The following is a 24,230-nucleotide window of genomic DNA, read 5'->3' as shown; positions in this document are numbered from 1 at the left end:
TTATGGATGATCGCTTTTCAACCGTCTGGCCGGCGTCGAGCCTCGACTCGGCGAAGAACGACACCGGGCGGGTCGCATTCTGCGGGCCATATGTCCTATCCGCGATTACAGGCTTCGGCATCGCCAAGATCGAGGACGTCATTCGCGAAGGCCGCGAGTTGCCGCCGCACCGAAAACCTGTCGTCAAAGGAACCTACGCCGACGAGGTTGAAGCTGCCCTTTCCTATTTCGGCTACCGCATGGAGCTCAAGGAAAGCCACATGCATCGCGCCCGCAAGGAACGCCCGACGTTCTGGACCTGGATGCAGAAGCCGCGGAACGCCTGGGCCTATTACATTCTGGCGATCCATAAGGGCAAAGAAGGGCACTGGATCCTCGTGAAGGGCGTTAAGATGTGCGACACCTTCACCGAAGGCAAATGGACCTTCGTCGTCGATGGCCCGCATCGCGGCTGCCGCATCATGGAAGTTTTCGAAGTCCGAAAGGCCCACGACGCCTGAGCCCGGGCAAGCGCAAAGACGGGCAGCAACGCATCCTCTCGCCATCGGTCAGATGAACGCGCGACGAATGAACGTTGGCTGAACTCCTGCTTCACGGCCTATTCAATCCCTGAGCCTATTCTGGGGCCCAACACGAGTTGTGAACCAGACTGAGGGAGAGAGGTCCGTGGCTGAGTTTCTTCGATCGAGCGCCATCATGTTGATGGCCGTCGTTGTGCTGGCGGCAGGCGTCGCCGTCGTTTTTTACGGTTGAGCCTTTTGCAGATGAGCGGCTTTCGCGGATTAGCCGCTCCAACCCACCGGGCTCGTCCCGGAAGCGCCTTGTCGACGCCCGCAAGTTACGCCACTTAAAGGGGGCTTTCCGCTCCCTTTCTCTTTGGCTCATGCGCGGCACCACTTGGCAGAGATCTCCTATTCCGAACTTCTGAGAGACGCGCAGGCGCGTTTCGCCGATTACCTGACGCCGTCGGTGCGTCTCGGCGTGACCGGACTATCGCGCGCCGGCAAGACGGTTTTCATCACCGCTCTCGTTCGCAATCTCGTTGCGGGAGGACGCCTGCCGTTCTTCGCGCCCGACGCAGAGCGCCGCATCGTCCGCGCCTACCTGGAGCCACAGCCCGACGACAGCGTTCCCCGCTTCGACTACGAAGCCCACCTCGCTGATCTCTTGTCCTCTCCGCCATCATGGCCTGAGAGCACGAAACGCATTTCGGAATTGCGGGTCACCATCGAATATCGCTCGGCTTACGCCCTGAAGCGCGCCATCGGCCTTTCGAAGCTGCACGTCGACATTGTCGATTATCCCGGCGAATGGCTCATCGACTTGCCGCTTCTCGAGCAGGACTACCGCGCATTTTCGAATGAAGCACTGGGCTTCGCCAGTGCGCCATCGCGCGCCGAATTCGCGAAACCCTTTCTCGGTTTCCTCGCCGGCACCGACCCCGCCGCAGCGGAAGACGAGCAGATCGCCATGACGGGCGCCAAGCTCTTCACCGCCTACTTGCGCGCAGCGCGCGACAGCGGCGCACAATCGACGCTCGCCCCCGGCCGCTTCCTGCTGCCCGGCGAATTGGAAGGCTCTCCTCTTCTGACGTTCTTTCCGATGCCGCTCGCGTCGGACGAGCGGCTGCCGCGCGGATCGCTCGCGGCGATGATGGCGCGCCGCTTCGAAAGCTATAAGTCGTCCGTCGTCAAACCGTTCTTCAACGATCACTTCGCGCGCCTCGACCGCCAGATCGTGCTGATCGACGTTTTGACGGCCCTTCATCGCGGCGCCGAAGCCGTGGGTGATCTCGAACACGCCATGACCGACATCCTGAAGGCCTTCCGGCCCGGTGCCAATTCGTGGCTCTCGATGTTTCTCGGGCGCAAGATCGATCGCGTCCTCTTCGCTGCGACGAAGGCCGATCATCTTCCCGCTTCAAGCCACGACCGCCTCGAAGCCCTCTTGAAAGCAATCGTCGACGACGCCGTCACGCGCGCCCAAACCGAAGGCGCCGGCGTTCACGCATTGGCCCTCTCGGCCCTGCGTGCGACGCGCGAGGCGACGGCCAAACAAGGCGGAGAAATTCTGCCCTGCCTTCGCGGCACGCCGATCAAAGGCGAGCGGATCGGCGGCGTCACCTTCGATGGCGTCAAGGAAGCAGCAATTTTCCCCGGCGACCTCCCGGCCGATCCGGCAGCCGCCCTCAACGCGGCGCGACATGCGAAGTCCGCGTCCCTCGAACTTGTCCGCTTTGCCCCGCCCAAGCTCGTCGACACGCTTTCCGATGGCAAGACGGCCGCGTTTCCGCATATCAGATTGGACCGCGCGCTCGATTTCCTGATTTCGGATTATCTCGCATGACATTCGAGAACGATCAGCCGCCGCCGAGAAAGCCCCGCGTCTTTACGCTCGACGATATCGCCGACGAACCGGAACTCGACGAAGCCGTCTCCGGCGGCGGCGCGGTCACATCCAGACGCGCCTCCGTTCCCGCACGGCGCCTGACGGTGGGTGATATCAACCGCGGCTTCCGTTTCGGCAGCATTCTCTTTTCCGCGATGGCGGCCCTCGCGTCGTTGGCCGCAGGCGTGTGGTTCACGCGGTTCGTCTCAATCGCGCTCGAACGTCAAGACTGGGTCGGCTGGGTCGCATTCGGGTTGATGACGATCATCGCTCTGGCGCTGCTCGGCATCGTATTGCGCGAGCTCTTGGGTTTCCGCCGGCTCGCACGGCTTGCGAAACTCCGCGCGCTTGTCCGCGACACCATTGCGAAATCCAACCTTCCGGGTGAGCGGAAGGCCGTCGCCGCGCTTCTCGCTCACTACCGGGGTCGCCCGGATCTGGCGTGGGGCTTAGCGCGCGTAAAGGACCATACTGGCGACGTGCTCGAACCGGGCGAGTTGCTGCGTCTGGCAGACCGCGAACTTCTCCGCCCCATCGATGGCGAAAGCCGGCGTGTCATCCTGAAATCAGCGAAACGCGTCGCGACCGTAACCGCGCTGTCCCCGATCATGTGGATCGCCATGGGCTTCGTCCTCGTCGAGAATGTTCGGATGTTCCGCGCGCTCGCAGGGCTCTACGGCGGCCGGCCGGGCGTCCTCGGCGCGCTACGCCTCGCCCGACTCGTCGTCGGCCACATCATCGCGACCGGCGGCATCGCGATGACTGACGATCTTCTTGGCCAGTTCGTCGGCCAGGACGTGTTGCGAAGGTTGTCGCGGCGACTTGGAGAAGGCGCGTTCAACGGCGCTTTGACCTCCCGCCTCGGGGTCGTCGCCGTCGAGGTGATCCGTCCTCTTCCCTATCTCGATGCCGAACCGCTGCGGGTCCGCGAAATCTTCAATGAGTTGCTGCGATCGCTGCGCGGATCCGACAAGTCTGAGGAACAAGTCTGAGAAGTAAGACGCGCCCCTCTACTACGCCGCGGCCGCGTCCGGCTGCTGCGTCAAGCCATTTGGCATCGCGATCTTACGCGCCCAATCGCGCGACCGGTGGCCGGCGTCGACGAGCACCGCCGGCGGCTTCCGGTCTTCATTCGTCGCGAGCGCCCATCGCTCGAAGGCTCCCGCCCTCAACGACGTCAGCCAGCTGACGGGACCCGCCAGAACGAGCCCCAGAATCACCGGTGACATCCAGGCGAGCAATGCGGGCGATACGGTCCAGGCAATCGCGCCGACGATGCCGCCGATCGCCGTGTGCCAGCGCGCGAACCACATCGCATCGTCGAAAGTCAGTGCGCCGTCGCTACGCTTCTGCGCGTTCCAGCCCGAATCGCGCCCTGCCAGAATTTCAGCCGCGCCGACCGTCTGCGTCACCATGAAGATCGGCGCAATCAGCACCGAGTAGACCGTCTCGACCAAAACTCCGATCGTCACGCGGATCGCCCCGAAGAAAGTCCCTTCCCGCCGCGCCTGCTGCCAGGCGAGCAACAGACCGAGCGCTTTCGGCAGCAGCACGACGATCATGGTCGCCATGAAGAGACGCAAGGCAGCGCCCGGATCGATGGTCGGCCAGATCGGGAAAAGAGTCTTATCGTCCCGGAAATAGCTCGGGATCATCTGCTGGCCCTGGAGCGCCAGCACGACGCCGACGATGAGCGACATCGCCCATACGCCCGAGATCAGGTACGAGGCCGCTCCCATGCCGAGGTGCAGACGGCCCATTGGCGTCAGACCCGGCTGCGAGACGATGGCCAGATGCTGCAGGTTGCCCTGGGCCCAGCGCCGGTCCCGCGCAACCACGTCGATTATGTTGGGTGGCATCCCCTCGTAGGAACCTTCGAGCGACGGCATCATGTGCACGCCGTAGCCGGCGCGCTGAAGCAGCACGGCCTCGACGAAATCGTGGCTCATGATATGGCCGCCGAACGGCTTGCGGCCAGGAAGCTCCGGCAGCCCGGCAGCCTCGGCGAACGCGGCCGTACGAATGATGGCGTTATGGCCCCAATAGTTGCCCTGGTCGCGATGCCAGAACGCGAGGCCCGCCGCAACCGATGGACCGTACGTGTTGGAGGCGAATTGCTGAAGACGCTGTAGCAGAGTCTCGCCGCCGACGAGTCGCGGCACAGTCTGAATGAGACCGGCCTTGGGATCGGCTTCCATAGCCGCGGCGAGCGAAACCAGAGTTCCACCCGACATGACGCTGTCGCCGTCGAGAATGATGAACGACTCATACGCGGCGCCGAACCGCTCGACCCAGTCGGCGATGTTGCCGGCTTTGCGCCCGGTGTTTTTGATGCGGCGCCGATAATAGATCGATGCGATCTCGTCGAGTTGCCCGCTGAGAGCACGATAGACCGCCGCTTCCTTTGCGCCGTCCTCATCTCCGCGCGTATCGGAGAGGATGAAAACATCGAAATTCTGATTCCGACCGAGGTGCTCGAGCTCCCGCACCATCGCTTCGACGGCGCCCGCAATCCGCGCCGGATCCTCATGATAGACCGGAAACAGCAGCGCGGTTCGCGACGTCAAAGGTGACGTCGGGAGCGGCGGCTCGATGGAGTCTGGCCTATCGCCCGTGAAGAGCGGAAGAAAACCGAGAGCAGCACTCAAGCTGCCGATCGCAATCCATCCGAAGGCGATCGTCGAAAGAATCAGAAAGAGGAACTGAACCGGCGTGATGACGACGAACGACAGGATGCTGAAGAGCTCCTGCGCGAAAGCTGCCGTCAGCACCGCGGCGCCGGCGAAGATCGCCGTGCGAGGCACCCAATATCCCCGCCGCCTGATTTCGGCGACCACCTCAACCGGCTTCGCGAAATCCTGGATAGGCATGTCGAGCGGCGCCGAATGTGGCAAATGCCGCCACGGACCGGCGTCGCGACGATGACTGGAATGGGGAGATGCGGGAAGCACCTCGCCGATGAAGTTCTCGTTTACGGCTTCGTCCATCGATAGAGCCAAGTCTCCGAAACCGCCTGATCGCCTGCCTTCAACACACAACGTAGCTCGACGAGTTGGCTGTCGCCGGGCGCCAGTTCGAACGTCACTCGAACACCAGAGATTTCGAGATTCCGCTGGACAGAAACGTTGGAAACCTTGCCCGCGCTCGCCGAGAGGTCGACAGCGGGCAAGTCCTTCGCATCTTTGACCAAAGGTCCTGTCAAATCGATGACGAAGACGATACTGCCTGGCTTTTTCCCCGCTCCAACCCGCGTCTTGACGACGCGGGCGCCCGACCACGACGTCGGCACATCGGGACCCCAATAGATTTTGTAGTTGAAGAGATGCGGGCCGCCGGCGGCGAGTCCCTTCGATGGCTTCCAGTAGACCGCAATGTTGTCGTGGATCTCATCCTCGATCGGAATCTCGATGAGTTCGACGGAACCGTCGCCCCACGGTCCTTGAGGTTCCACCCACACCGACGGGCGCCGTTCGTAACGGCTCTCGAGGTCTTCGTAGTTGTGAAACGAACGATCCCGCTGCCAAAGCCCGAATCCCTGCGGATCTTTGTCCATGAAAGCGCTGAGTTGTAGCGTCTTGGGATTATTGAGAGGACGCCAGAGCCGCTCGCCGCTGCCATTCACCAGCGCAAGCCCCTCGCTGTCGTGGACGGCTGGACGGAAGTCTTCGGTCCGCCGTTGGCTCGACTGCCCGTGGAAAAACATGCTCGTCAAAGGGCCGATGCCGACATGACTGAGCGCCACTCGCGGATACAAAGTCGCTTCGACATCCATAACCGTCGTCTCTCCGGGTGCGATCGCAAACCGGTAAGCGCCGGTCGTAGATTGACTGTCGAGCAACGCATGGACGACGATTTCGGTTGCGAGCGGTTTCGGTCTTTCGATCCAGAAGCTTCGAAAGAACGGAAACTCTTCGCCTGCCGGCTGCGCGGTGTTGAGAGCTAAGCCTCTTGCGGAAGCGCCATAATTCTCTCCCCGCCCAACGGCACGCAGATAGCTCGCGCCCTGGAAAACCGTATATTCTTCGAAAGCGTCAGCACGGTTGATCGGGCCGTGAATCCGAAATCCCGAAAATCCGAATGGCGCGGCATCCGGCCCGGGACCGATGAGCGGACCGAAGGAAAACATGTTGCTGTCGGCGACGAGACGAGTCGCCTTGCCGTTCTCGACGACCCAGAGATCGACAGGAACATCGTACAGCCACCCCATCGCGAACGGCTGAACCTGAAAGCCGAGATGCTCTCCCTTCCAGATCGCTTTCTCCGGACGAAACCGGATGTCTCTATATTGATCATACGAGAGCTTGTTGAAGGGCGCCGGTAGAGCGTCCATGGTCGGTTTGGAAAACGGCTGATCTGCCAGCCTCTTCGCTTCGGCCTTCAACGTGGTCTGCCCGAACGCCATGCCCTGAGGGCTTGGTTGTGCCTGTGCCGGCGCTGGCGCGGATTCCCCTTCGGCGTGAGACTCAGTGACTGCCAGGGCCAACTTAGCGAGCCCAAGGGCAAAACTTCCCGCCACCGCCCTTTCGAGCAATGCGCGGCGATCAACGAAATTACCTGTCATTTCCGATATCAGCCAACCCCTGCGGTGCGTAAGTACCGCCCTCTCGCTGTTCACAAGCGCCCCCGGCGGCCGGTCTCAAAAATGGGGTAGCCGACGATTGTGGCAGATTTTCCACGCAAGCCCTCGACGCCTGTGACTTTCACGTTGAGGATAATTAGGTCGACACTCACTTTTCAACCGGTCTTACACTGCCCGAAATGGTTATTTCGGAAACGGAATTTCCCTTTTAACTTTAATGCACTAAGCCGTTTTCGAATGGCGGAATTAGCCCGAATCACCCCCGACTCACTGATGCAACCCACACACAGTCAAAATCTCTTTTTAGAATACTCTTGGCGTACCCAAAGTGCTCCACTAATCAAGCACCGTAGATCGGATCGTCTTTATGATAATGCTTGTGCTCGGCGCACACGTTGCAGCGTTTTAAAATTGCAACCGCTTGCTTGCCCAACAAAATCAATTCGTCCGAAATTCGGTTCACGAGTGACCATCGTGTGGCAACTTCAGCGCTCGTGACCTTTCAGTCACAATCCCACGCCATTCCACCGCCAACACGTCTAATCCTGTTCACGGACGGAAACGGATCTGCTTATAGATACGGCCTGAGCGGCAATTCGGGGGGAAGCCCGTACGCCGCTGAAGACGGGTTTGAGGACGGTTAACAATAAGCACTACGTGAAGAAGAGTGTTGGGCTGAACAGTCTGTTCCGTCCGTCATTCCTCAAGTCGAAGCAGACGGGAGCTAAATTCATGAACAAATATCGTCTGAGTGCGCTGGTAGCAGCAGGCCTGGTTGCAGGTGGCCTGTCGGCTGGCAGTGCATCTGCGGCTGATCTCGGGGGGAACTGCTGCGCAGACCTCGAGGAGCGGATCGCAGAACTAGAAGCAACGACGGCCCGTAAGGGTAACCGCAAGGTTTCTCTCACGGTCTCTGGCTGGGTTGGCCAGCAGGTTATGTTCTGGGACGACGGTCGCGAGTCCAATGCGTACGTCACAGATCTCGGCTCGACGCTCGCCAGCCACGTGAAGTTCACGGGCCAGGCGACCATCCTTCCGGGCTGGACGGCTGGTTACGTTCTGCACCTCGAAGCCACTGGCTCCGATAGCTTGACGACCAATCAGGACCGGGCAGATGGCCCCAACGCTCTGACTAACACGCCAAACGGCGTCAGCACGCTGCAGTCGTTCTGGTTCCTCAAGAGTGACCAGCTCGGCAAGGTCTCGGTCGGTAAGCAGTCCGACGCGGCCGACAACTCCGCAATCCTTGTTGACGGCTCGGGCTCGCTCGTTCCGGCCAACTGGGTCGCGTTCGACGTCAACAGCTTCGGTATCCGTCAGAAAGACGGCGATCTGTTCGGGCACTGGGGCGGTGCTTACTGCCAAGGTGGCGGCGGCGCTTGGGGTGACTGCGCGGGCGTTCCTCGCAACACCGTTCGTTACGACTCACCGACGTTTGGCGGCTTCTCTGTGTCGGCATCGTGGGGCGAAGACGACATCTGGGCCGTCACGACGCGTTACGCTGGCGAATGGGCTGACTTCAAGGTTGCTGGCGTAGCATCGTACTTCGAAAGCACCGACGAAGGCATCAACTTCATCAACAACTCGACCTATCGCTACTTCCAAGCTGGTGCATATGTTGAACACGTCCCGACGGGCTTGTTTGCATACGGCGCATACGGCCATGGCGATTACGATGTCGACGCCGGTTCGAACGAGACATGGTACGGCAAGGCAGGTATCCGTCAGCGTTGGAACCCGCTTGGCCACACCGTTCTCTACGGCGAGTATGAGAACGTTAAGGGCTCCGGTATCTTCTCTCAGTCGGCGATCGCTGGCGTTGCCCAGGACATCTTGAACGACGGCGGTCCTCAGAGCGGTTCAACACGCGATCGCACTCAGGTCTGGGGCGCGGGTATCGTCCAGGAAATCGACGCGGCTGCCATGTCGATGTGGATCAAGTATCGTCACCTTGATTACGAAGATAACAACACTGAAGGCACGCGCTACGACAACTTCCAGTACGTCGGTGTAGGTGCTCTGATCAACTACTGATCCGACCACCACATTCCAGAAATAGGAAGGCCGCCCAATTTGGGCGGCCTTTTTTTGTGTCTCACAATTTCGCCGCTGTGGCATAGACGCAACAAGCACATGTTGCGATCCGATCATTGCCGAATTCACCAACGCTCTGTTTTAAAGCTCGGATTTTCGTCCGCACTCGGACAATTGAATTAAATGAGGTTTTCTTGCACCTGCCAAGAATAAACCTGCGAATCGCAAACCTGAATTGTTGCGCAGTCGCGAATCGCTAATCTCCCCCTCAAGCGGCGAAGTCACTTGCCGGTGTCCCGCAACGGGCTCCTCCATCAGTGGCCGACTGCGGCAAACGCCGAAGTACCGCGTCCAGGACTAGAAGTGCTGAAGACGGGAGAAGGGTGAAATGACGAAATTTCGGGTAGGCGCTCTGGTCGCTGCAGGCGTCCTCGCTGGCGGTCTCGCCACGAGCGCCTCTGCTGCGGACCTAGGCGGCAACTGCTGCGCAGATCTCGAGGAGCGAATCGCAGAACTAGAAGCAACCACGGCGCGGAAGGGCAACCGCAAGGTCTCACTCACGGTCTCCGGCTGGGTCGGCCAGCAGGTCATGTGGTGGGACGACGGCCGTGAGACGAATACATACGTCACTGACCTTGGTTCGACGATTGCCAGCCACGTGAAGTTCACGGGCCAGGCAACAATTCTTCCGGGTTGGTACGCTGGTTACGTTCTACATCTCGAAGCTGTCGGCTCAGATAGCTTGACGACAAGTCAGAACGTCGTCGACGGTCCGAACGCTCTGCTCAGGCCCGCCACGGTCAATGGCGTCAGCACGCTGCAGTCGTTCTGGTTCGTCAAGAGCGATCAGCTGGGTAAGGTCTCGGTCGGTAAACAGTCAGACGCGGCCGATAACTCGGCAATCCTCGTTGACGGTTCGGGCACTCTCGTTCCCGCCAACTGGGTGGCCTTCGACTACAATAGCTTTTTTATCCGCGAAAAGGGTTCGGGCTCTCTGTCGCCCGCGGTCTGGGGTGGCAATTACTGCCAGAGCTGGGGCGGTGCTTTGGGTGACTGCGCGGGCGTCCCGCGTAACGTCGTTCGCTACGACTCGCCGACCTTCGGGGGCTTCTCTGTATCCGCATCGTGGGGTGAGGACGACCTCTGGGCCATCACCGGTCGCTACGCTGGCGAATGGAACAGCATCAAGGTTGCAGCCGTCGCGTCCTATTCCGAAAGCACCGACGAGCTGTGCTGCAACACATCTAGCGGTTTCGTCGTCCTGAATAACACACAGCAGTACTTCCAGGCTGGTGGGTACGCCGAGCACGTTCCGACCGGCTTGTGGATCTACGGCGCCTACGGTCACAATGACTACGACGATCCGACGAACTTGACCGGCAGCAGAGGCCAGTCCGAAACCTGGTACCTGAAGGGTGGCATCCGCCAGCGCTGGAACCCGCTGGGTCACACCATCCTCTACGGCGAGTATGAGCACGCTCACGGTGAAGGCATCTTCGCTTCGTCGGGTGTCGATGGTTTCACCGCTCTCGGGGACTTCAGCGCTGCGAATAAGGACACCACCAAATTATGGGGCCTCGGTATCGTCCAGGAGATCGACGCTGCAGCAATGTCGATGTGGATCAAGTATCGTCATCTCGAATATGATGACAACAGCGATATTAGGTTCGACGACTTCCAATACGTATCGTTCGGCGCTCTAATCAACTACTGATCTCCCGCCGTAACTACTCAATACGAGAAGCCGCCCACTGGGCGGCTTCTTCGCGTTTTGGGCCCCTTGGCGCATTGTCCCGGCGCGCAAAAGTGCTTATTTCTCTAACATGTTCGAGACTTTCTTCACTGAGCTCCGCTCAGCCAAACTTCCGGTGACGCTGAAAGAATACCTGACGCTGCTCGAGGCTGTCGGCACCGGTATCGCAGGCGGCCGCGTCGAGGATTTCTACTATCTCTCCCGCGCAACCCTCGTGAAGGACGAACGCAACCTCGATCGCTTCGACCAGATCTTCGCGCACGTATTCAAAGGCATCGACCTTTTGCCCGAAGCAATCGAAGCTGAAATCCCCGAGGAATGGCTCCGCCGTATCAGCACGCTGCACCTCTCCGAAGAGGACAAAAAGAAGATCGACGCGCTCGGCGGCTGGGACAAAATCATGGAGGAGCTGAAGAAGCGCCTCGCCGAACAGAAAGAACGTCACCAGGGCGGCAACAAGTGGATCGGCACCGGCGGGACGTCGCCCTACGGCGCATACGGATATAATCCCGCCGGCATTCGCATCGGTCAGCACGAGAGCCGGCACCGCCGCGCCATCAAGGTTTGGGATAAGCGCGAATTCAAGGATCTCGCCGGCACTGCCGAAATCGGCACGCGCACCATCAAGGTCGCGCTTCGCCGCCTACGCCAATTCGCACGTTCCGGAGCCGCTTCCGAACTCGATCTCGATGGCACGATCCGCGGCACCGCCGAGAAGGGCTATCTCGACGTTCGTCTCCGCCCCGAGCGGCACAACACCGTAAAGCTTCTGATGTTCTTCGATAACGGCGGCTCGATGGACGATCATGTGCGCGAAGTCGAAGACCTGTTCTCCGCGGCGCGCGCGGAGTTCAAGCATCTCGAATATTATTACTTCCACAATTGCCTCTATGAAGGCGTCTGGAAAGACAACGCCCGACGATACACCAACAAGATCGACACCTGGCAGGTGCTCCACACCTACCCTGCCGACTACAAGGTCATCTTCATCGGCGATGCCTCGATGAGCCCCTACGAAATCACGGTTCCCGGCGGCTCGGTGGAGCATATGAACGAAGAGCCCGGAGCCGTCTGGCTGAAAAGGGTCGCCGATATCTACAAGCACGCCATTTGGCTGAACCCCGTCGACGAACGGCATTGGGACTGGACGCCATCCATTGGTATCGTGCGGCAGCTCCTCGACGGCCGAATGTTTCCCCTGACACTCGACGGTCTCGATGCCGGAATGCGTGCGTTGATGCGTTAAGAACGCTGTTCGGACGTACTTTGGTGCGTAAAGTTGCGACGGGCCTATCGAGTTGTGCCACAAACAATTAGGCTCCGAATGTGGCTAACTCGATTCTAATTATTGACCTTGGGCTTGGCCTGGGGACAATGGCTTAGAAATCCGGGGTGGGGGGAACATCCCAATGAAACACGTCAAAATCTTTCTCGTAGCTGTGTCGACTGCGGCCCTTGGGGGCTGCGGCGCATCGCTGCCGAGCCTATCGACCGGCTCCCTATTGGGAGGCGGCTCGAAAGCGGCTGCAGAAAACGCCAATCCAAACGATCCGGTCGCGCGAACGATGGATGTTGCAGCGACATCGGCTCGCGCCCTCAAGTGCGGATATAATTTCGATCCAGCGAAACTTAAAAATCAGTTCCTGTCGTCCGAGGCTGCCGCCAATCCTCCGGATGCCGCGAAGCTCACGCAGGTTTACGACACGGCTTTCAACGGTGTCTCCAAGTCACTTGCCGAAAAAGGCGCAGATTATTGTTCGGAACTGAAAGTCGCGAAGATCAAACTCGCGCTGACGCGTCATCTTGCAGGTGACTACACGCCCTCGCCGCCCGAACCCGTCGAGGAAGAAGGACTGCTCAGTGGCTGGGGCGGCGGCGGCGGTTCGAACAGTTCTGACGAGGGCGGCGCCCGCATGAAGCAAGTCTTCGAGAACTGAGACGAACCAATCCTCTGATCTCGAAATCGCGCTTTGACGGATGTTCGCGTGCAGCAGATCCTCTGGGCCGAAATCGTCATCAAAGGTATCGCTGGGTTCGTACTTTTGATCGTTCCGCTCTCGGCACTCGCAATTGCCGGACTTGCGCGACCTGCCACCGGACTATGGCCTCGCCTCGTCGGCGCTCTTTCGGTGGCTATCGCGGCCAGCATCTGGATCGGCCTGGAGTATCCGGCGAGCCGCGGATCGGTTGGCCCGGCGGCACTCGTTCCGATCAATCTTTTATCGGCAGCCGTATTCATCGCAGCGCTGGTAATGGGAACCGCAGCCCCCACACGGCGTGGCAAAGTCCTCATCGCCGCGAGCGCTATTTTATTGATTGTACTGGCATTTCTCGAAATCGCACACGCGTAAGGACATCGGTCAGAATTGCGCGTAACGCTCATCTAACGTTTGCCCGTTACACCGTCAGAAGGAAATCCTGAAACAGCGGGCCCGCCCCGCCACCGAGATCGCGCTGGCCCATGATGACCACTGCCGCCCGCACGCTGACGTCTTTCGAGCGGCCAGCCATCGAGAAATCCCGCGCCGTCGCGGCCGTGCATCCAACGTTTTGCGAATTTGATCTCATAACGGATCGTGCGGCGTTCGATGCTCTCGAAACAGAGTGGAATGATCTCTTCGCGAAATCCGGCAAGCCGACGAACGTATTTCAAACCTTCAATTTCTGCTGGCACTGGGCCAATCATTATCTGCAAGAGCGAGACGGCCGGCCGAGTCCCCTGAAACTTCTGATCATCACAGCGCGCCGCGACGATCGCCTCATCATGGTGTTCCCTCTCGTTTCCGAGCGCATGCGCGGGATTACGCAAGTCTTCTGGATGGGAGGATCTGCAAGCCAATACGGCGACGCCCTCATCGAGAACGTTCCGGATAAAGATGCGATCCTGCGCACTGCCTTCGATTTACTGCGCACGCAATCCGGTGCCGACATCCTCCGCCTACGCCGCGTCCGCGACGACGCGAACGTCACTCCGCTGATGAACGAACTGGGCGCAACGGCCGCCGAACGCCTGGTCGCGCCCTACATGGATCTGACGTCGGCTGCGGATTTCCCCGCCTTCGAACAACGCTATTCGAGCAAGACCCGAAAGAACCGCCGCCGTCTCTTCCGCCGGCTCGAAGAAAAAGGCCCGATGCAATTTCTCCGCCTCCGTGGCGGAGAGGAAGCACGTCAACTTGCCGTCGAGGCTGTCGCACTCAAATCCGAGTGGCTCAAATCCCGCGGCCTGCTGTCGAACGCAATCGCCGATCGGCGCTTGGCGGATCTATTCGCCGATCTAGCCGAAGGCAAGACGAAACCGGCCGGATGCATCGTCTCGGCTCTCAAATCGAACGGCCAGATCGCGGCACTCGAAGTATCCTTTGCCTGCAAAGCGCGCATCGCGATGCATTTGATCGCCTTCAATCTCGAGTACGAAAAATCCGGCGCCGGTGTTTTGCTTCTCGAGCAGAGTCTGAAGGACGGATACGCTGAAGGCCTCGAAGCCTGCGATATGCTGGCCCCGGGCGACGACTACAAATTCGATTGGTGCGAGAAGGCAGATTCCGTCGTTGATTGGGTGATGCCGCTCACGCTCAGGGGCGAAATCTACGCAAGGGTCTACCTTGGATTTCTCCGCGCACGCATCAAGACCGCGCTCAAAAAGCTGCCGAAACCGTTGCGGCAGCTCATGCGCGACGGCGCGAAAATCGCGGCCGTCGCTGAGAAATAACGCGTTATTTTACGCCGAGCTTCTTCTGCAGGCTCGATGACGACGTCGTGTACTGGAACAGCAGCTTCTTGTCCGGATAGACGATCTTATGAGCGGCCTGCGCCATCAGCGCACCCTCATGGAAGCCCGACAGGATGAGCTTCAGCTTACCCGGATACGTGTTGATATCGCCGATGGCGAAGATGCCGTGTTCGCTCGTCTCAAAACGCTCGGTATCGACGGCAATGAGGTTCTCATGAAGATTGAGCCCCCAGTTGGCAACCGGCCCGAGCTTCATGGTCAACCCGAAGAAGGGAAGCATGGCCGAGCAGGCAATACGCTCCGTGCCTGACGCAGTCTTGACGTCGAGCGCCGTCAGTTGACCGTTCGAACCTTCAAGCGCGGTGACCTGACCGATCATCAGACGGACGCTCGCTTCCTCGACGAGCTTGCGCATCTTCTCGACCGAATGCGGCGCCGCGCGGAATTCGTCGCGACGATGGATCAGCGTCAAGCTCTTGGCAACCGGCGCGAGATTGAGCGTCCAGTCGAGAGCACTGTCGCCGCCGCCGACGATGACGATATCGTGCCCGCGCATCGTTTCGATTTTGCGCACAGAGTAGAAGACCGATTTGCCTTCATACTCTTCGATGCCGTTGAGCGGCGGCCGCTTCGGCGTGAACGATCCACCACCCGCAGCGACGACGACTACTTTAGCCAGGAACTCGGTTCCGGCGTCGGTCGTGAGACGGAAGCGGCCGTCCGCCTCGCGGCTCAGGCCGTCGATGCGCTCGTTGAAATGGAACTGCGGACCGAAAGGCTTGATCTGCTCCATCAGCCGGTCGGTCAATTCCTGCCCTGTAACGACCGGAAGCGCCGGCACGTCATAGATCGGCTTCTCGGGATAAAGCTCCGCGCACTGCCCGCCGGGACGGTCCAGGATATCGATGACGTGCGTCTTGATATCGAGAAGACCCAATTCGAAAACGGCGAAGAGGCCACACGGTCCCGCACCGATAACGACGGCATCGGTTTCAATCGGCCCGGACGTTTCAGACGCTTCGGAGATGTCGGAAACTTCGAGCGCGGCGGAAGTAGTCTCGATCATTGCGATCGTCCGTTTTAAAATGAGGATGCGTCAGAACTGCTTCGCCGGTACGCGGACGACGAGACCGTCGAGAGCGTCCGTGATCTTGATCTGGCAGCAGAGCCGGCTGCCTTCGCGGACATCGAACGCGAAATCCAGCATGTCCTCTTCCATGTCGGCAGCTTTGCCGGTTTTGTCCCGCCAAGCTTCGTCCACGTAGACGTGACACGTCGCGCAAGCGCAGGCGCCGCCGCACTCAGCCTCGATCCCCGCAATGTCGTTAAGCTTAGCAGCTTCCATGACGGTCAAACCGTTTTCCGCCTCCACCGTTTGACTCTCGCCGTCGGGTTGGATGAACGTTATTTTCGTCATGGTTGCGTGCGCGTCCTTGTGGCTTGAAAAGGCTGCCATTCGGCAGGTTCGAGCGAATTGGGTTGATTAGCTAGCGCGCACACTTAGATCGACGCCGCTTCTATTTCAAGCCGAACGGGCGCGCGTCCCTGCGACGCGCAAATGCTGTTGCCCCGATGCTTAAGCTAATTTGCTGGATTGGTGGAAAAACGTACTGGCCTCGGATGCCGCAGCTTCCAGTTTGGATATCGCGTCCGAGCACGCTTCGGGCTCGACGCTGCAAACAAGTGCCTCAGCTTGCTGGGCCAATCGCGCTATCCGCCATGCCCCGACCGCCCGGCTCGAGCCCTTGAGGGTATGCGCGGCCATCTTCCAGTCACGCTCGGTAGCGGCCGACCTGAGAGCCGCTATCGTCTCAGGGAGTTGCGCAAGGAAAAGCCCGAGAACCTCGTCTTCCAGCGCTTTATCCCCAAGCGTGTAGCGCCGCAAATGGTCGAGATCGACCGGCAATTCGTTCGAACAGCCCTGGTTTTCCGGGGCCTGAAGGTCGAACGCGCGAGCCGGTCGGATATCCATGATACGCATTCCGATGCACTTAGCATTGCTGCGGTCATAGCTTCGCCATGCCCGACCTTTGAATAATCATGGTCGCAAATGCGCAATAACTCTGAGTAAAGCGGGCCGCGGTGTTTCAGCCATCGTCGTAAACCGCTACTTAACCTACTGGCGTGAGGCCGCAGGGGTTGTCCGGGCGACCCCGCGGCCGCAATCCGGCCGCAATGCGCACCTCAAACTCGCTAAGTCTCTTAGATGCATAGACATTCCGTATGGTTAACCATGTGTTTCCATTTTGTAACCAATTAAAAATCTTATAGGGTGCGAAATGGGAGTTCCGGTGGGCCTGAAGCGCACGGGCTTGTGTCGCGTACCGGATCGAGTGGGGGGCATTGCGCAATGTCGCAGGATCAGATTGCGAAGCTCATGGCTATCGGCGGCAGGACGCAGCCGGCATCGACGGAGCCTACCTTGAGCGCTCCCGACGGTTTGCGCCAAGCAACCGCTCAGCCCGCCGGGCAAGCATCGATCCAAAAGGGCTCCATCGATACGCCTCTCGCGCTTCCCCCGCCGCTCCTCGGCGACGATCAGCAGCGCTCTGCGGCAACGGCACAGCCGAAGGCCGACAACGAAGCCGCCAGCGATGATGCCCCTTCCCGCCGCGTTGCGCGCCGTCGCCCCGCAGGCCCCGTACGCGGAAAGATCGCGGCCAACGACGACGTCCCGAGCATCGGCGGCCTGATCTACGCGCTTGAGCAAAAGCCCTCGAGCAAAGTCTTCCGCTTCGCCGCCATCGGCAGCGCCGTCTGGGCGGTCGTCGGACTGACCGTCGGCGCACTGACGATGGCACCCGGTTGGCAGGCAGGCGAAGCCTTCTCATCGCTGCTGCTGCAGCCGGCGACGTTCTACACCATCACGGCCATTGTCGCGCCAATCGGAATTATCTGGCTGCTGGCTCTGCTGAACTGGCACATCGCGTCGCTCGCGCTCAAATCCGCGACGATGAGCGAAGTCGCGATCCGCCTCGCAGAACCCGACAGAACCGCCGAGCAATCGATCGCGAGCCTCGGCCAAGCGGTCCGCCGCCAAGTCTCGTTCATGAACGACGCCGTATCGCGAGCACTCGGCCGTGCAGGCGAACTCGAAGCCCTCGTCCACAACCACGTCGCGGAACTCGAGCGCTCCTATGAGCACAATGAGCGCCGCATCCGCGAGTTGATCAACGAGCTCGGCGGAGAACGTCATGCGCTTCTCGATACGTCTACCAACGTCACCGAAACGCTGAAAACGCTCGGAACCGAAATCCCGACGCTCATCGAAAAGCTTTCGCAGCAGCAGCTGACGCTGCGCGGCATCATTTCGAACGCGGGCGAAAATCTCGCCAACCTCGAAGGATCCTTGGCAACCGCGACGGGCCGCTTCGAAAACGCCGTCGGATCGCGCACGCTGCAACTGCAGTCCGTCCTCGAAGACTACACATCGGCATTCTCGACTGCCCTCGGCGCCCGCACCGAACAGATGCGCGTAACGTTCGACGGCTATATGCAGACGCTCGATACCACGCTCGGCAATCGCACCGAGAATTTGCAGACCGTGTTCGAGGAATACGCCCGCGCACTCGATACGACACTTTCAAACCGCGCCCAGGCGCTCGACGGCCAGCTCGTCGAACGCACGCGGTCTCTCGATGAAGCCTTCCAGCGGCGGCTCGAACTCTTCGACGATCAGATCATGCGCTCGACGACGGCAATCGATCACGCGGTCAGCGAGAAGGCCTCCCTGCTCACCAATGCACTCGAACTGCACTCCCGCACATTCCGCGATACGATTGCCCATCAGGCAGCCGAACTCGACGATTCCGTGATGAACGGCATCAACGCCGTGCGCCGCACCAGCGAGAACATCACGCGCCAGACGATGAAGGCCATCGACGGACTCTCCAAACAGTCCGGCGTCCTGCAAAACGTCGCCGAAAATCTGTTCTCGCAAATTCATGGCGTCACCGATCGCTTCGAGAACCAGGGCCAGCAGATTCTCAACGCCGCGAACGTGCTCGACAGCGCGAACAGCAAAATCGAAACGACACTGCAGTCGCGGCACGCTGAACTCTCGCACACACTCGACCGCCTCTCCGGCAAGGCCGACGAATTCGGACGGACCATCGCCGGATACTCGACGAACCTCGAAGGCTCGTTCTCGAATATCGAACTCAAGGCGAGAGCCATCGCCGAAGAGCTCCGCGACAGCGCCGAGAACCGCTCGCGCGCACTCATGGCCGAACTCGACCGCGTCAAGCACGAGACGGAAGCCCAGGGTGACCGGGCGCTCTCCGACTTGAGAAACCGCTTCCAGAACGTATCGGGCGAACTCTCGCGGGAATTCGAAAACCTGACCACCCGCTTGTCGTCGGCATCCGACGAAACGCGCCTGCGCGCGGCGGAAGCGGCAGCGACCCTTGCCCGCGAGCAGGCCCGTATCCGCGAGGAAGCCGCACGCCTGCCGGCGAGCACGCGCGAAACCGCGGAATCCATGCGCCGCGCGCTGCAGGATCAGTTGCGCGCGATCGAACAGCTGACGCAGATTTCCCAGCGCGCCAACGCGCCGCGCGAAATCATCCGGCCGGATCTGGCCCGCCACGACCCGGCTCCGGCCCGCCTCGGCGGATCGTTGACCTCATCCCTCGTTCAGCAGGAAAGCGCACCGAGCCGCGGCAGAGGCGCATCACAGCAGGAAGTACGCGAAGGATGGTCGCTGGGCGATCTATTGGCCCGCGCCTCTCACGAGGACGAGGCGCCCGCACAGGCCCCGGAGCCACCGCCTGCACCCGCTCCCGTTCGCCTCGACGTCGGCATGATCGCGCGCGCGCTCGACCAGGCAACGGCAGGCGCCATTTGGAATCGCATCCGTGCGGGCCAGCGCAACGTCCTGGTACGCAGCATCTATGCGCCGGAAGCACGAACGCTCTTTGACGAGATCTCGACGCGCGTCAAAACCGATAACGATCTTGCCCAGTCGATTTTCCGTTATCTGTCCGACTTCGAACGCATCATCAAGGAAGCGGAAGCCCGCGACACATCCGGCCGAACGGCGCAAACACATCTCGTTTCGGAAACCGGCCGGGTATATCTGTTCCTCGCCCACGCCGCCGGCCGCATCCGGTAGCGGGCTTGCCTTTCTCCTTCGATCACCCGATGTCGGTACGATCGATGCCAATCTGGCGATGACCGATGACCGCGCTGACCATTGAAGCCCGAGCCGAAGTCTGGCCGCTTCGGGAAGCTTTCATCATTTCACGCGGCGCCAGAACGGCCGCCGAGGTCGTCGTCGTCGAAGTCTCCGACGGCACGCATCGGGGTCGCGGCGAAGCGGTGCCCTATACCCGGTATGGCGAAAGCGTCGCCGGCGTACTCGAAGCCATCCGTTCATTGGCCGGCCGCGTTTCGACCCGCACCGATCTCGCGCAGCACGTCAATCCTGGCGCGGCACTCAACGCGCTCGACTGCGCATTCTGGGATCTCGAAAGCAAGCGCATCGGCATCCGCGCGTCGAGGCTCGCCGGCCTCGCGCCGCCAGAGGCGAAAGTAACGGCGTTTACGATCAGCCTCGATACGCCGGAGACGATGGCGGACAAGGCAGCGCGCGTGCCGAACCTTTCGCTTCTGAAACTCAAACTTGGCGGTGAAGGCGACGACAGCCGCATGCGGGCAGTTCGTGCTGCCCGTCCCGATGCGCGCCTCCTCGTCGACGCGAATGAAGCATGGACAGCCGAAACGGTTCAGCATCTCGTGTCCGTCGCCGCCGAGTGCGGCATCGAGTTGATCGAGCAGCCGCTTCCCGCTGACAGTGACGAACCCTTACGCCGCATCCAGCGTGCGGTTCCGATCTGTGCCGATGAGAGCGTACATACGGCCACCGACATTCCGCGCCTCGCCGGCCTTTATGATGCGGTCAACGTGAAGCTCGATAAGGCCGGCGGATTGACCGGCGCGATCAGCCTCGTGCGGGCTGCTCAACGGCAGAACTTCAAGATCATGATCGGCTCGATGGTCGCGACCTCGCTTGCCGTCGCCCCTGCGATGCTGCTCGCCTCCGAAGCCGATTGGATCGATCTCGACGGTCCTCTGCTTCTCGCACGCGATCGAGAATTCGGAATGCGGGTAGAAAACGGGATCATGTATCCCCCCGAGCCGCAACTCTGGGGCTGAGTTCGCGCGGTTACGCGGTTTCCACTTTCGCCGCGCCGAACACCGTGCCCTTGCGCGACTTGACGAGCCATAGTCCGGCGGCAAGCGAGATCATCGAAATGGCAACCATCGCGAGATACGACATCGATCCGCCACGCGCGTAAGCCCAGCCCGCGATCAGCGTCGAACAACCCATCGCGACCCCGGAAGACATCGTCGCATAAAGCGCCTGTGCCGTACCCTGCTTCTCCCGATCGACCGTATTGTGGATGAAATGGATCGCACCGATGTGCGTCGCGCCGTACGTCAAGCCATGCAGGATTTGCAGCGGCAGCAGCACGGCGAGAGGCGGATCGAACGCCATCACGAGCCAGCGCACGATCGCAGCGGCAGCACCGGCTGCAATCAATTGCGCTGCGCCGAATCGCTGAATGACGGAACCGGAAACCGAAAACAGCAAAACCTCGGCAAAGACACCGATGGCCCAGAGACTTCCGCTCCACGCGGCCGAAAGACCTTGCTGGCTCCAGATCAAAATGCCGAAGGTGTAGAACGCGGCATGGGACGCGATCGCAAGCCCCGCCGCAACTAGGAAAACGAGGAACGCCCTCTGCCTCAGCAAATCGCGAAGCGCCTCGCCTTGCCAAAGCGGCACCGAGGGCTTCGCTGGCACGACCGGCCGGTCTTCCGCTGGCAAGAAGTGACCCGCAAGGACCGTCAACCCGCAGCCGAAAGCAATCAACCAAACACCGGCGCCACCTCCGAATGCATTGATGACCACCCCACCGGCGAAAGAGGCAGCGACGAACGACAAGGAACCCCAGAGACGCACACGGCCATAATGAAGCCCCCGTTGGCGCATGCCGTTCACCGCAATCGTCTCGATCAACGGCATGATCGTCGAGTTGCACAGCATGAGGAGCGTCGCGAAGATAAGAATGCCGCCGAAGGATCGGGAGGCAGCAAGCGCCAGCACGAACCCCAAAGTGAGCCAGGCGAGAATGATCAGGTATCTTCGGTGAGCACCCTCGCGATCGGCCGCCATGGCGATCACCGGGGTGACGAACAGGCGAAGAAAGAGAGGCGTCGCGACGATGACGCTGATCTCGGCGGGTGATAGCCCACGCCAGTCCAGCCAGACCGGCATGAAGGGCACGTTCATTCCGTAAACGACGAACAGCGCCGCGTAGAACAACGCGACCGGCACCGCGAAGCTCCACCTCGCGTGTGTGACCGCGCCCATACCTCGGTCCCTCATGCTCAAATGCTCACGTCACCGTATAAGGCCGAACTGCTCAGCATGATCTCTAAGTTCCGTTCGGTTCACCCGGAGGTTGTGTCTACGCCGTGCGAGAATCGCGTAACCCATTAAGCTGATTTTTGCGGAGCACAATACGGCCATGCAGGCTCTTCCCTCGGTCATCCCAAGCGACACCGAAACCGAATACCGGGCTATCGAAACGACGCTGCTGGAAACCGCCCGCGGACGCTGGTTTTTGGCGGAGCACGGACGCCGCGCGCGCCGGCTCGACAGCGCTCTGCTCGAAGACGCGATCAAACGTCTGCAAAGCTCCCTGCGCGAACCGCCTGCCCTTCTCGGCCAGCTCAAGGCGGAAATTGAAGCGATTAAGGAGAAGATGGCGGAAACGCGGGCTGCACTGCTCGCGAGACCTGCGGTCGACGAAAGCATTCTGCCGTCGCACGCAATCCTGAAGGCTGCGGAAGATATTCACGACATTGCCTGGTCGCTTCAGGCTAATCCGTTCGATCCGAAGGGCTGCGAGGAAATCGCACGCAACGCCGGCCGGCTTTACGCGATGAGCCAATCTCAGGCCGCCCAATCGAACCGCGTCGTTTCAGCGGCAAGCGCGCTCGAAACATCCGCGAACAAGCTCGAAGGCATTCTCGAAAGCATCATGCACGAACTGAAAGTCGACGACGCCGCATAAGCCTTTCTTCGATCCGCAGACACCAAAAAACCGGGCTCGTTGGGCCCGGTTTTTTTTATTCTTATTCTTAGATGAAGTCGCCGCCTACCACTTCGTGCGCACGCCGACCGAGAAGAGATCGATCGATGCCTGGGCCGTTCCGATGTATGGCCCGGGTCCGATCGCTGGCTCCAGGTTGACACCGCCATCCTGGACAAAAATGTGTGAGTACCCCGCATCGAGTGTTATGGAATCGCTCCACTTGTAGCTAGCACCGATGCTCAACCAAACGCGATTGTTATCCGGTATTTGAACGAGCCTGCCGGTGGCATCATCGATGGGCGACATCTCGTAAGCGACACCGCTGCGAAGTGTGAGCAGCGGAGAATAATCGTATTCACCGCCGACCGAGAAGAACCAGCCATCCTTCCAATTCGCATCAAGCGCCAAAGAACCGATGGGCGTCGAAAGCGGAAGATCCTTGAACCTGCTCCAGTTCGTCCATTGGGCGGTGCCCAGAAGCCGCGTCGTCGGCGTCATGACCTGCCGCAAGCTCAACGTCACGATATCAGGGAGATTCAACGTCCCGACTGCAGGCACATTTGTCCCGCCAGTGAGCAGCGCCGAATGAAAGGTGCCTTCGAGATCATGCGTCATCTGCGAGCGATAACCGAGGCCGATGGTCGTGCCATCTCTGGGCTCGAGTGTAATGCCGGCCGTGCCGCCGAACGCCCAATCGGTGCCGCCGAATTGGGCTATACCTGGACCCGCGGGATCACGGAATTGCACCTTCGCTTGGGCCCATTCGATCTGCACACCGGCACCGATCGTGATACCCGGCGCGATACGGTACGCAATCGTCGGATTGGCGTTCACCGTGAGGAGCTTGCTGGTGACGCCCAAGTACGAGCCGGGGTAACCGACATTATCGGGCTTCGACGCTAAGCCGAACGGCGAGTTGATTGCGATGCCGAGCCAAACATCTTTCGAAATCTGATAGGCGCCATAGCTCGCGCTTGTCGTCGCGTCGATGCCGATGTTGCCGCTGCTGCCCGGACCGTGTGGCGAGCTTGTAATGTCGACATTGGCGTACGGCAAAATCAGCGTGTAGGACGATTCCGAATTCAGCCCCGGAAACTGCGCCGTAGCTGCTGGGTTCCAGAACATCGAACCGAGGCTGCCGCCAGCCGCCGCGCCTGCCGAAGCCGACCCGAGAAAGACAGTAGACTGCTCATGAATGTCGAAACCGCCCGCCGACGCCGCGCTCGACCAAGTCGCAGCAGCAACTGCGCCAATGACTGCGAGATGGAGCGGTTTCCCTGCTCTCTTTTTTGAGTGTCGCATGTACTTGCCCCCGACGCCTCAGACGGCGTTTACCCTAGTCCTCACAATACTTGTATCTTTGCCTACCTCCACGCGGGGAAACACTCAACGGGATCGAAACCTCTCTCCTGTGCCACTTGAGCAACAAGAACAGCGGCAACAAAAAACCGGCCCGCCGTAGGCGGACCGGTTCTTGCCAAGCCCCGTTTCAATCCCTCGAAACTTAGCTTGGCGCTCCCCCCGGAGTCTGTGAACGGCGTTATGCCAAACTCGCGCGCAAGCTGCCAAAGTCCTAGATGGGGCGCAAGCCTTGACGCTCCCCCTGACGTGCGAGTCGAAGCGCTTAGATGCTCGCTC

19 protein-coding genes are annotated in these 24,230 nt (G+C 60.3%); 12 read left to right on the top strand and 7 right to left on the bottom strand.

Going from position 1 to position 24,230, the window contains the following annotated elements:
• Window positions 1-2: 2 nt before the first annotated feature.
• From AACL53_RS08015 to AACL53_RS08005, 3 genes are all read left to right on the top strand, one after another.
• Window positions 3-500: a hypothetical protein gene (locus AACL53_RS08015; RefSeq protein WP_339083966.1), complete on the top strand. Its 498-nt coding sequence runs from the start codon at window positions 3-5 to the stop codon at window positions 498-500.
• A 397-nt stretch (window positions 501-897) separates the two neighbouring features.
• Window positions 898-2,346: a YcjX family protein gene (locus tag AACL53_RS08010; protein WP_339083965.1), complete on the top strand. Its 1,449-nt coding sequence runs from the start codon at window positions 898-900 to the stop codon at window positions 2,344-2,346.
• A complete protein-coding gene (locus tag AACL53_RS08005) occupies window positions 2,343-3,380 on the top strand; it encodes a YcjF family protein (RefSeq protein WP_339083964.1) in 1,038 nt (345 codons plus the stop codon). The genes AACL53_RS08010 and AACL53_RS08005 overlap by 4 nt, the downstream gene beginning before the upstream one ends.
• A 21-nt stretch (window positions 3,381-3,401) precedes the next feature.
• Here the strand turns inward: AACL53_RS08005 and mdoH are convergent, their stop codons facing one another.
• Together mdoH and AACL53_RS07995 are read right to left on the bottom strand one after the other, a co-directional pair.
• Window positions 3,402-5,375 carry a glucans biosynthesis glucosyltransferase MdoH gene (gene mdoH, locus AACL53_RS08000; protein WP_339083963.1) on the bottom strand — a complete coding sequence of 658 codons (1,974 nt, stop codon included), beginning with the start codon at window positions 5,373-5,375 and terminating at the stop codon, window positions 3,402-3,404.
• Window positions 5,360-6,949 carry a glucan biosynthesis protein G gene (locus AACL53_RS07995; protein WP_339083962.1) on the bottom strand — a complete coding sequence of 530 codons (1,590 nt, stop codon included), beginning with the start codon at window positions 6,947-6,949 and terminating at the stop codon, window positions 5,360-5,362. The genes mdoH and AACL53_RS07995 overlap by 16 nt, the downstream gene beginning before the upstream one ends.
• 750 nt (window positions 6,950-7,699) lie before the next feature.
• Here AACL53_RS07995 and AACL53_RS07990 point away from each other — a divergent pair.
• The 6 genes from AACL53_RS07990 to AACL53_RS07965 all read left to right on the top strand — a co-directional run bounded on the left by AACL53_RS07990 (window position 7,700) and on the right by AACL53_RS07965 (window position 14,466).
• Window positions 7,700-9,001, top strand: coding sequence for a porin (locus AACL53_RS07990; RefSeq protein ID WP_339083961.1), 1,302 nt, complete (start codon window positions 7,700-7,702; stop codon window positions 8,999-9,001).
• 388 nt (window positions 9,002-9,389) lie between these two features.
• Window positions 9,390-10,715: a porin gene (locus AACL53_RS07985; protein ID WP_339083960.1), complete on the top strand. Its 1,326-nt coding sequence runs from the start codon at window positions 9,390-9,392 to the stop codon at window positions 10,713-10,715.
• A 109-nt stretch (window positions 10,716-10,824) separates the two neighbouring features.
• Entirely contained in the window at window positions 10,825-12,000 is a 1,176-nt protein-coding gene (locus tag AACL53_RS07980) for a VWA domain-containing protein (protein ID WP_339083959.1), read from the top strand.
• A 163-nt stretch (window positions 12,001-12,163) separates the two neighbouring features.
• Complete coding sequence (locus AACL53_RS07975; protein WP_339083958.1) at window positions 12,164-12,691, top strand: hypothetical protein; 528 nt, start codon at window positions 12,164-12,166, stop codon at window positions 12,689-12,691.
• Between the two features lie 33 nt (window positions 12,692-12,724).
• Entirely contained in the window at window positions 12,725-13,105 is a 381-nt protein-coding gene (locus tag AACL53_RS07970; RefSeq protein ID WP_339083957.1) for an ABC transporter permease, read from the top strand.
• Between the two features lie 110 nt (window positions 13,106-13,215).
• The gene (locus tag AACL53_RS07965; protein WP_339083956.1) at window positions 13,216-14,466 is read left to right on the top strand and encodes a GNAT family N-acetyltransferase; all 1,251 of its coding nucleotides are present in this window, start codon (window positions 13,216-13,218) and stop codon (window positions 14,464-14,466) included.
• Window positions 14,467-14,470: 4 nt separating this feature from the next.
• On the opposite strand, the gene AACL53_RS07960 is transcribed toward AACL53_RS07965, so the two are convergent.
• The 3 genes from AACL53_RS07960 to AACL53_RS07950 form a co-directional block, all read right to left on the bottom strand.
• The gene (locus AACL53_RS07960; protein WP_339083955.1) at window positions 14,471-15,553 is read right to left on the bottom strand and encodes an NAD(P)/FAD-dependent oxidoreductase; all 1,083 of its coding nucleotides are present in this window, start codon (window positions 15,551-15,553) and stop codon (window positions 14,471-14,473) included.
• A gap of 30 nt (window positions 15,554-15,583) precedes the next feature.
• Window positions 15,584-15,904, bottom strand: a complete 321-nt coding sequence (locus AACL53_RS07955; protein ID WP_045837936.1) for a 2Fe-2S iron-sulfur cluster-binding protein — start codon at window positions 15,902-15,904, stop codon at window positions 15,584-15,586.
• Window positions 15,905-16,063: 159 nt separating this feature from the next.
• Window positions 16,064-16,459, bottom strand: a complete 396-nt coding sequence (locus tag AACL53_RS07950) for an Hpt domain-containing protein (protein WP_339083954.1) — start codon at window positions 16,457-16,459, stop codon at window positions 16,064-16,066.
• A 378-nt stretch (window positions 16,460-16,837) separates the two neighbouring features.
• On the opposite strand from AACL53_RS07950, the gene AACL53_RS07945 reads away from it, so the two are divergent.
• On the top strand, window positions 16,838-19,600 hold the full coding sequence (locus AACL53_RS07945; protein WP_339083953.1) for a hypothetical protein: 2,763 nt from the start codon (window positions 16,838-16,840) through the stop codon (window positions 19,598-19,600).
• A gap of 65 nt (window positions 19,601-19,665) precedes the next feature.
• Entirely contained in the window at window positions 19,666-20,643 is a 978-nt protein-coding gene (dgcA, locus tag AACL53_RS07940; RefSeq protein ID WP_339083952.1) for an N-acetyl-D-Glu racemase DgcA, read from the top strand.
• 10 nt (window positions 20,644-20,653) lie between these two features.
• Here the strand turns inward: dgcA and AACL53_RS07935 are convergent, their stop codons facing one another.
• Entirely contained in the window at window positions 20,654-21,865 is a 1,212-nt protein-coding gene (locus AACL53_RS07935; RefSeq protein ID WP_339083951.1) for an MFS transporter, read from the bottom strand.
• Window positions 21,866-22,022: 157 nt separating this feature from the next.
• Here AACL53_RS07935 and AACL53_RS07930 point away from each other — a divergent pair, with 157 nt between their 5' ends.
• Window positions 22,023-22,571, top strand: a complete 549-nt coding sequence (locus AACL53_RS07930) for a hypothetical protein (protein WP_339083950.1) — start codon at window positions 22,023-22,025, stop codon at window positions 22,569-22,571.
• A gap of 84 nt (window positions 22,572-22,655) precedes the next feature.
• Here the strand turns inward: AACL53_RS07930 and AACL53_RS07925 are convergent, their stop codons facing one another.
• Window positions 22,656-23,894: an OmpP1/FadL family transporter gene (locus AACL53_RS07925; protein WP_339083949.1), complete on the bottom strand. Its 1,239-nt coding sequence runs from the start codon at window positions 23,892-23,894 to the stop codon at window positions 22,656-22,658.
• Window positions 23,895-24,230: the final 336 nt, after the last annotated feature.

The sequence above is a fragment of the Hyphomicrobium sp. ghe19 genome (genome assembly GCF_902712875.1).
Lineage (GTDB): Bacteria > Pseudomonadota > Alphaproteobacteria > Rhizobiales > Hyphomicrobiaceae > Hyphomicrobium_B.
The sequence above is the reverse complement of the archived record's forward strand: the minus strand, read 5'-3'. Positions and strand labels throughout refer to the sequence as shown.

Excerpts from the sequence above, each read along its gene's own strand:
- AACL53_RS07995 (WP_339083962.1), bottom strand. The coding sequence starts at position 6,949 with ATGACAGGTAATTTCGTTGATCGCCGCGCATTGCTCGAAAGGGCGGTG.
- AACL53_RS08005 (WP_339083964.1), top strand. The coding sequence starts at position 2,343 with ATGACATTCGAGAACGATCAGCCGCCGCCGAGAAAGCCCCGCGTCTTT.
- mdoH (WP_339083963.1), bottom strand. The coding sequence starts at position 5,375 with ATGGACGAAGCCGTAAACGAGAACTTCATCGGCGAGGTGCTTCCCGCA.
- AACL53_RS07955 (WP_045837936.1), bottom strand. The coding sequence starts at position 15,904 with ATGACGAAAATAACGTTCATCCAACCCGACGGCGAGAGTCAAACGGTG.
- AACL53_RS08015 (WP_339083966.1), top strand. The coding sequence starts at position 3 with ATGGATGATCGCTTTTCAACCGTCTGGCCGGCGTCGAGCCTCGACTCG.
- AACL53_RS07930 (WP_339083950.1), top strand. The coding sequence starts at position 22,023 with ATGCAGGCTCTTCCCTCGGTCATCCCAAGCGACACCGAAACCGAATAC.
- AACL53_RS07975 (WP_339083958.1), top strand. The coding sequence starts at position 12,164 with ATGAAACACGTCAAAATCTTTCTCGTAGCTGTGTCGACTGCGGCCCTT.
- AACL53_RS07925 (WP_339083949.1), bottom strand. The coding sequence starts at position 23,894 with ATGCGACACTCAAAAAAGAGAGCAGGGAAACCGCTCCATCTCGCAGTC.
- AACL53_RS07935 (WP_339083951.1), bottom strand. The coding sequence starts at position 21,865 with ATGGGCGCGGTCACACACGCGAGGTGGAGCTTCGCGGTGCCGGTCGCG.
- AACL53_RS07990 (WP_339083961.1), top strand. The coding sequence starts at position 7,700 with ATGAACAAATATCGTCTGAGTGCGCTGGTAGCAGCAGGCCTGGTTGCA.
- AACL53_RS07985 (WP_339083960.1), top strand. The coding sequence starts at position 9,390 with ATGACGAAATTTCGGGTAGGCGCTCTGGTCGCTGCAGGCGTCCTCGCT.
- AACL53_RS07950 (WP_339083954.1), bottom strand. The coding sequence starts at position 16,459 with ATGGATATCCGACCGGCTCGCGCGTTCGACCTTCAGGCCCCGGAAAAC.
- AACL53_RS07980 (WP_339083959.1), top strand. The coding sequence starts at position 10,825 with ATGTTCGAGACTTTCTTCACTGAGCTCCGCTCAGCCAAACTTCCGGTG.
- AACL53_RS07945 (WP_339083953.1), top strand. The coding sequence starts at position 16,838 with ATGTCGCAGGATCAGATTGCGAAGCTCATGGCTATCGGCGGCAGGACG.
- AACL53_RS07960 (WP_339083955.1), bottom strand. The coding sequence starts at position 15,553 with ATGATCGAGACTACTTCCGCCGCGCTCGAAGTTTCCGACATCTCCGAA.
- dgcA (WP_339083952.1), top strand. The coding sequence starts at position 19,666 with ATGACCGCGCTGACCATTGAAGCCCGAGCCGAAGTCTGGCCGCTTCGG.
- AACL53_RS07965 (WP_339083956.1), top strand. The coding sequence starts at position 13,216 with ATGATGACCACTGCCGCCCGCACGCTGACGTCTTTCGAGCGGCCAGCC.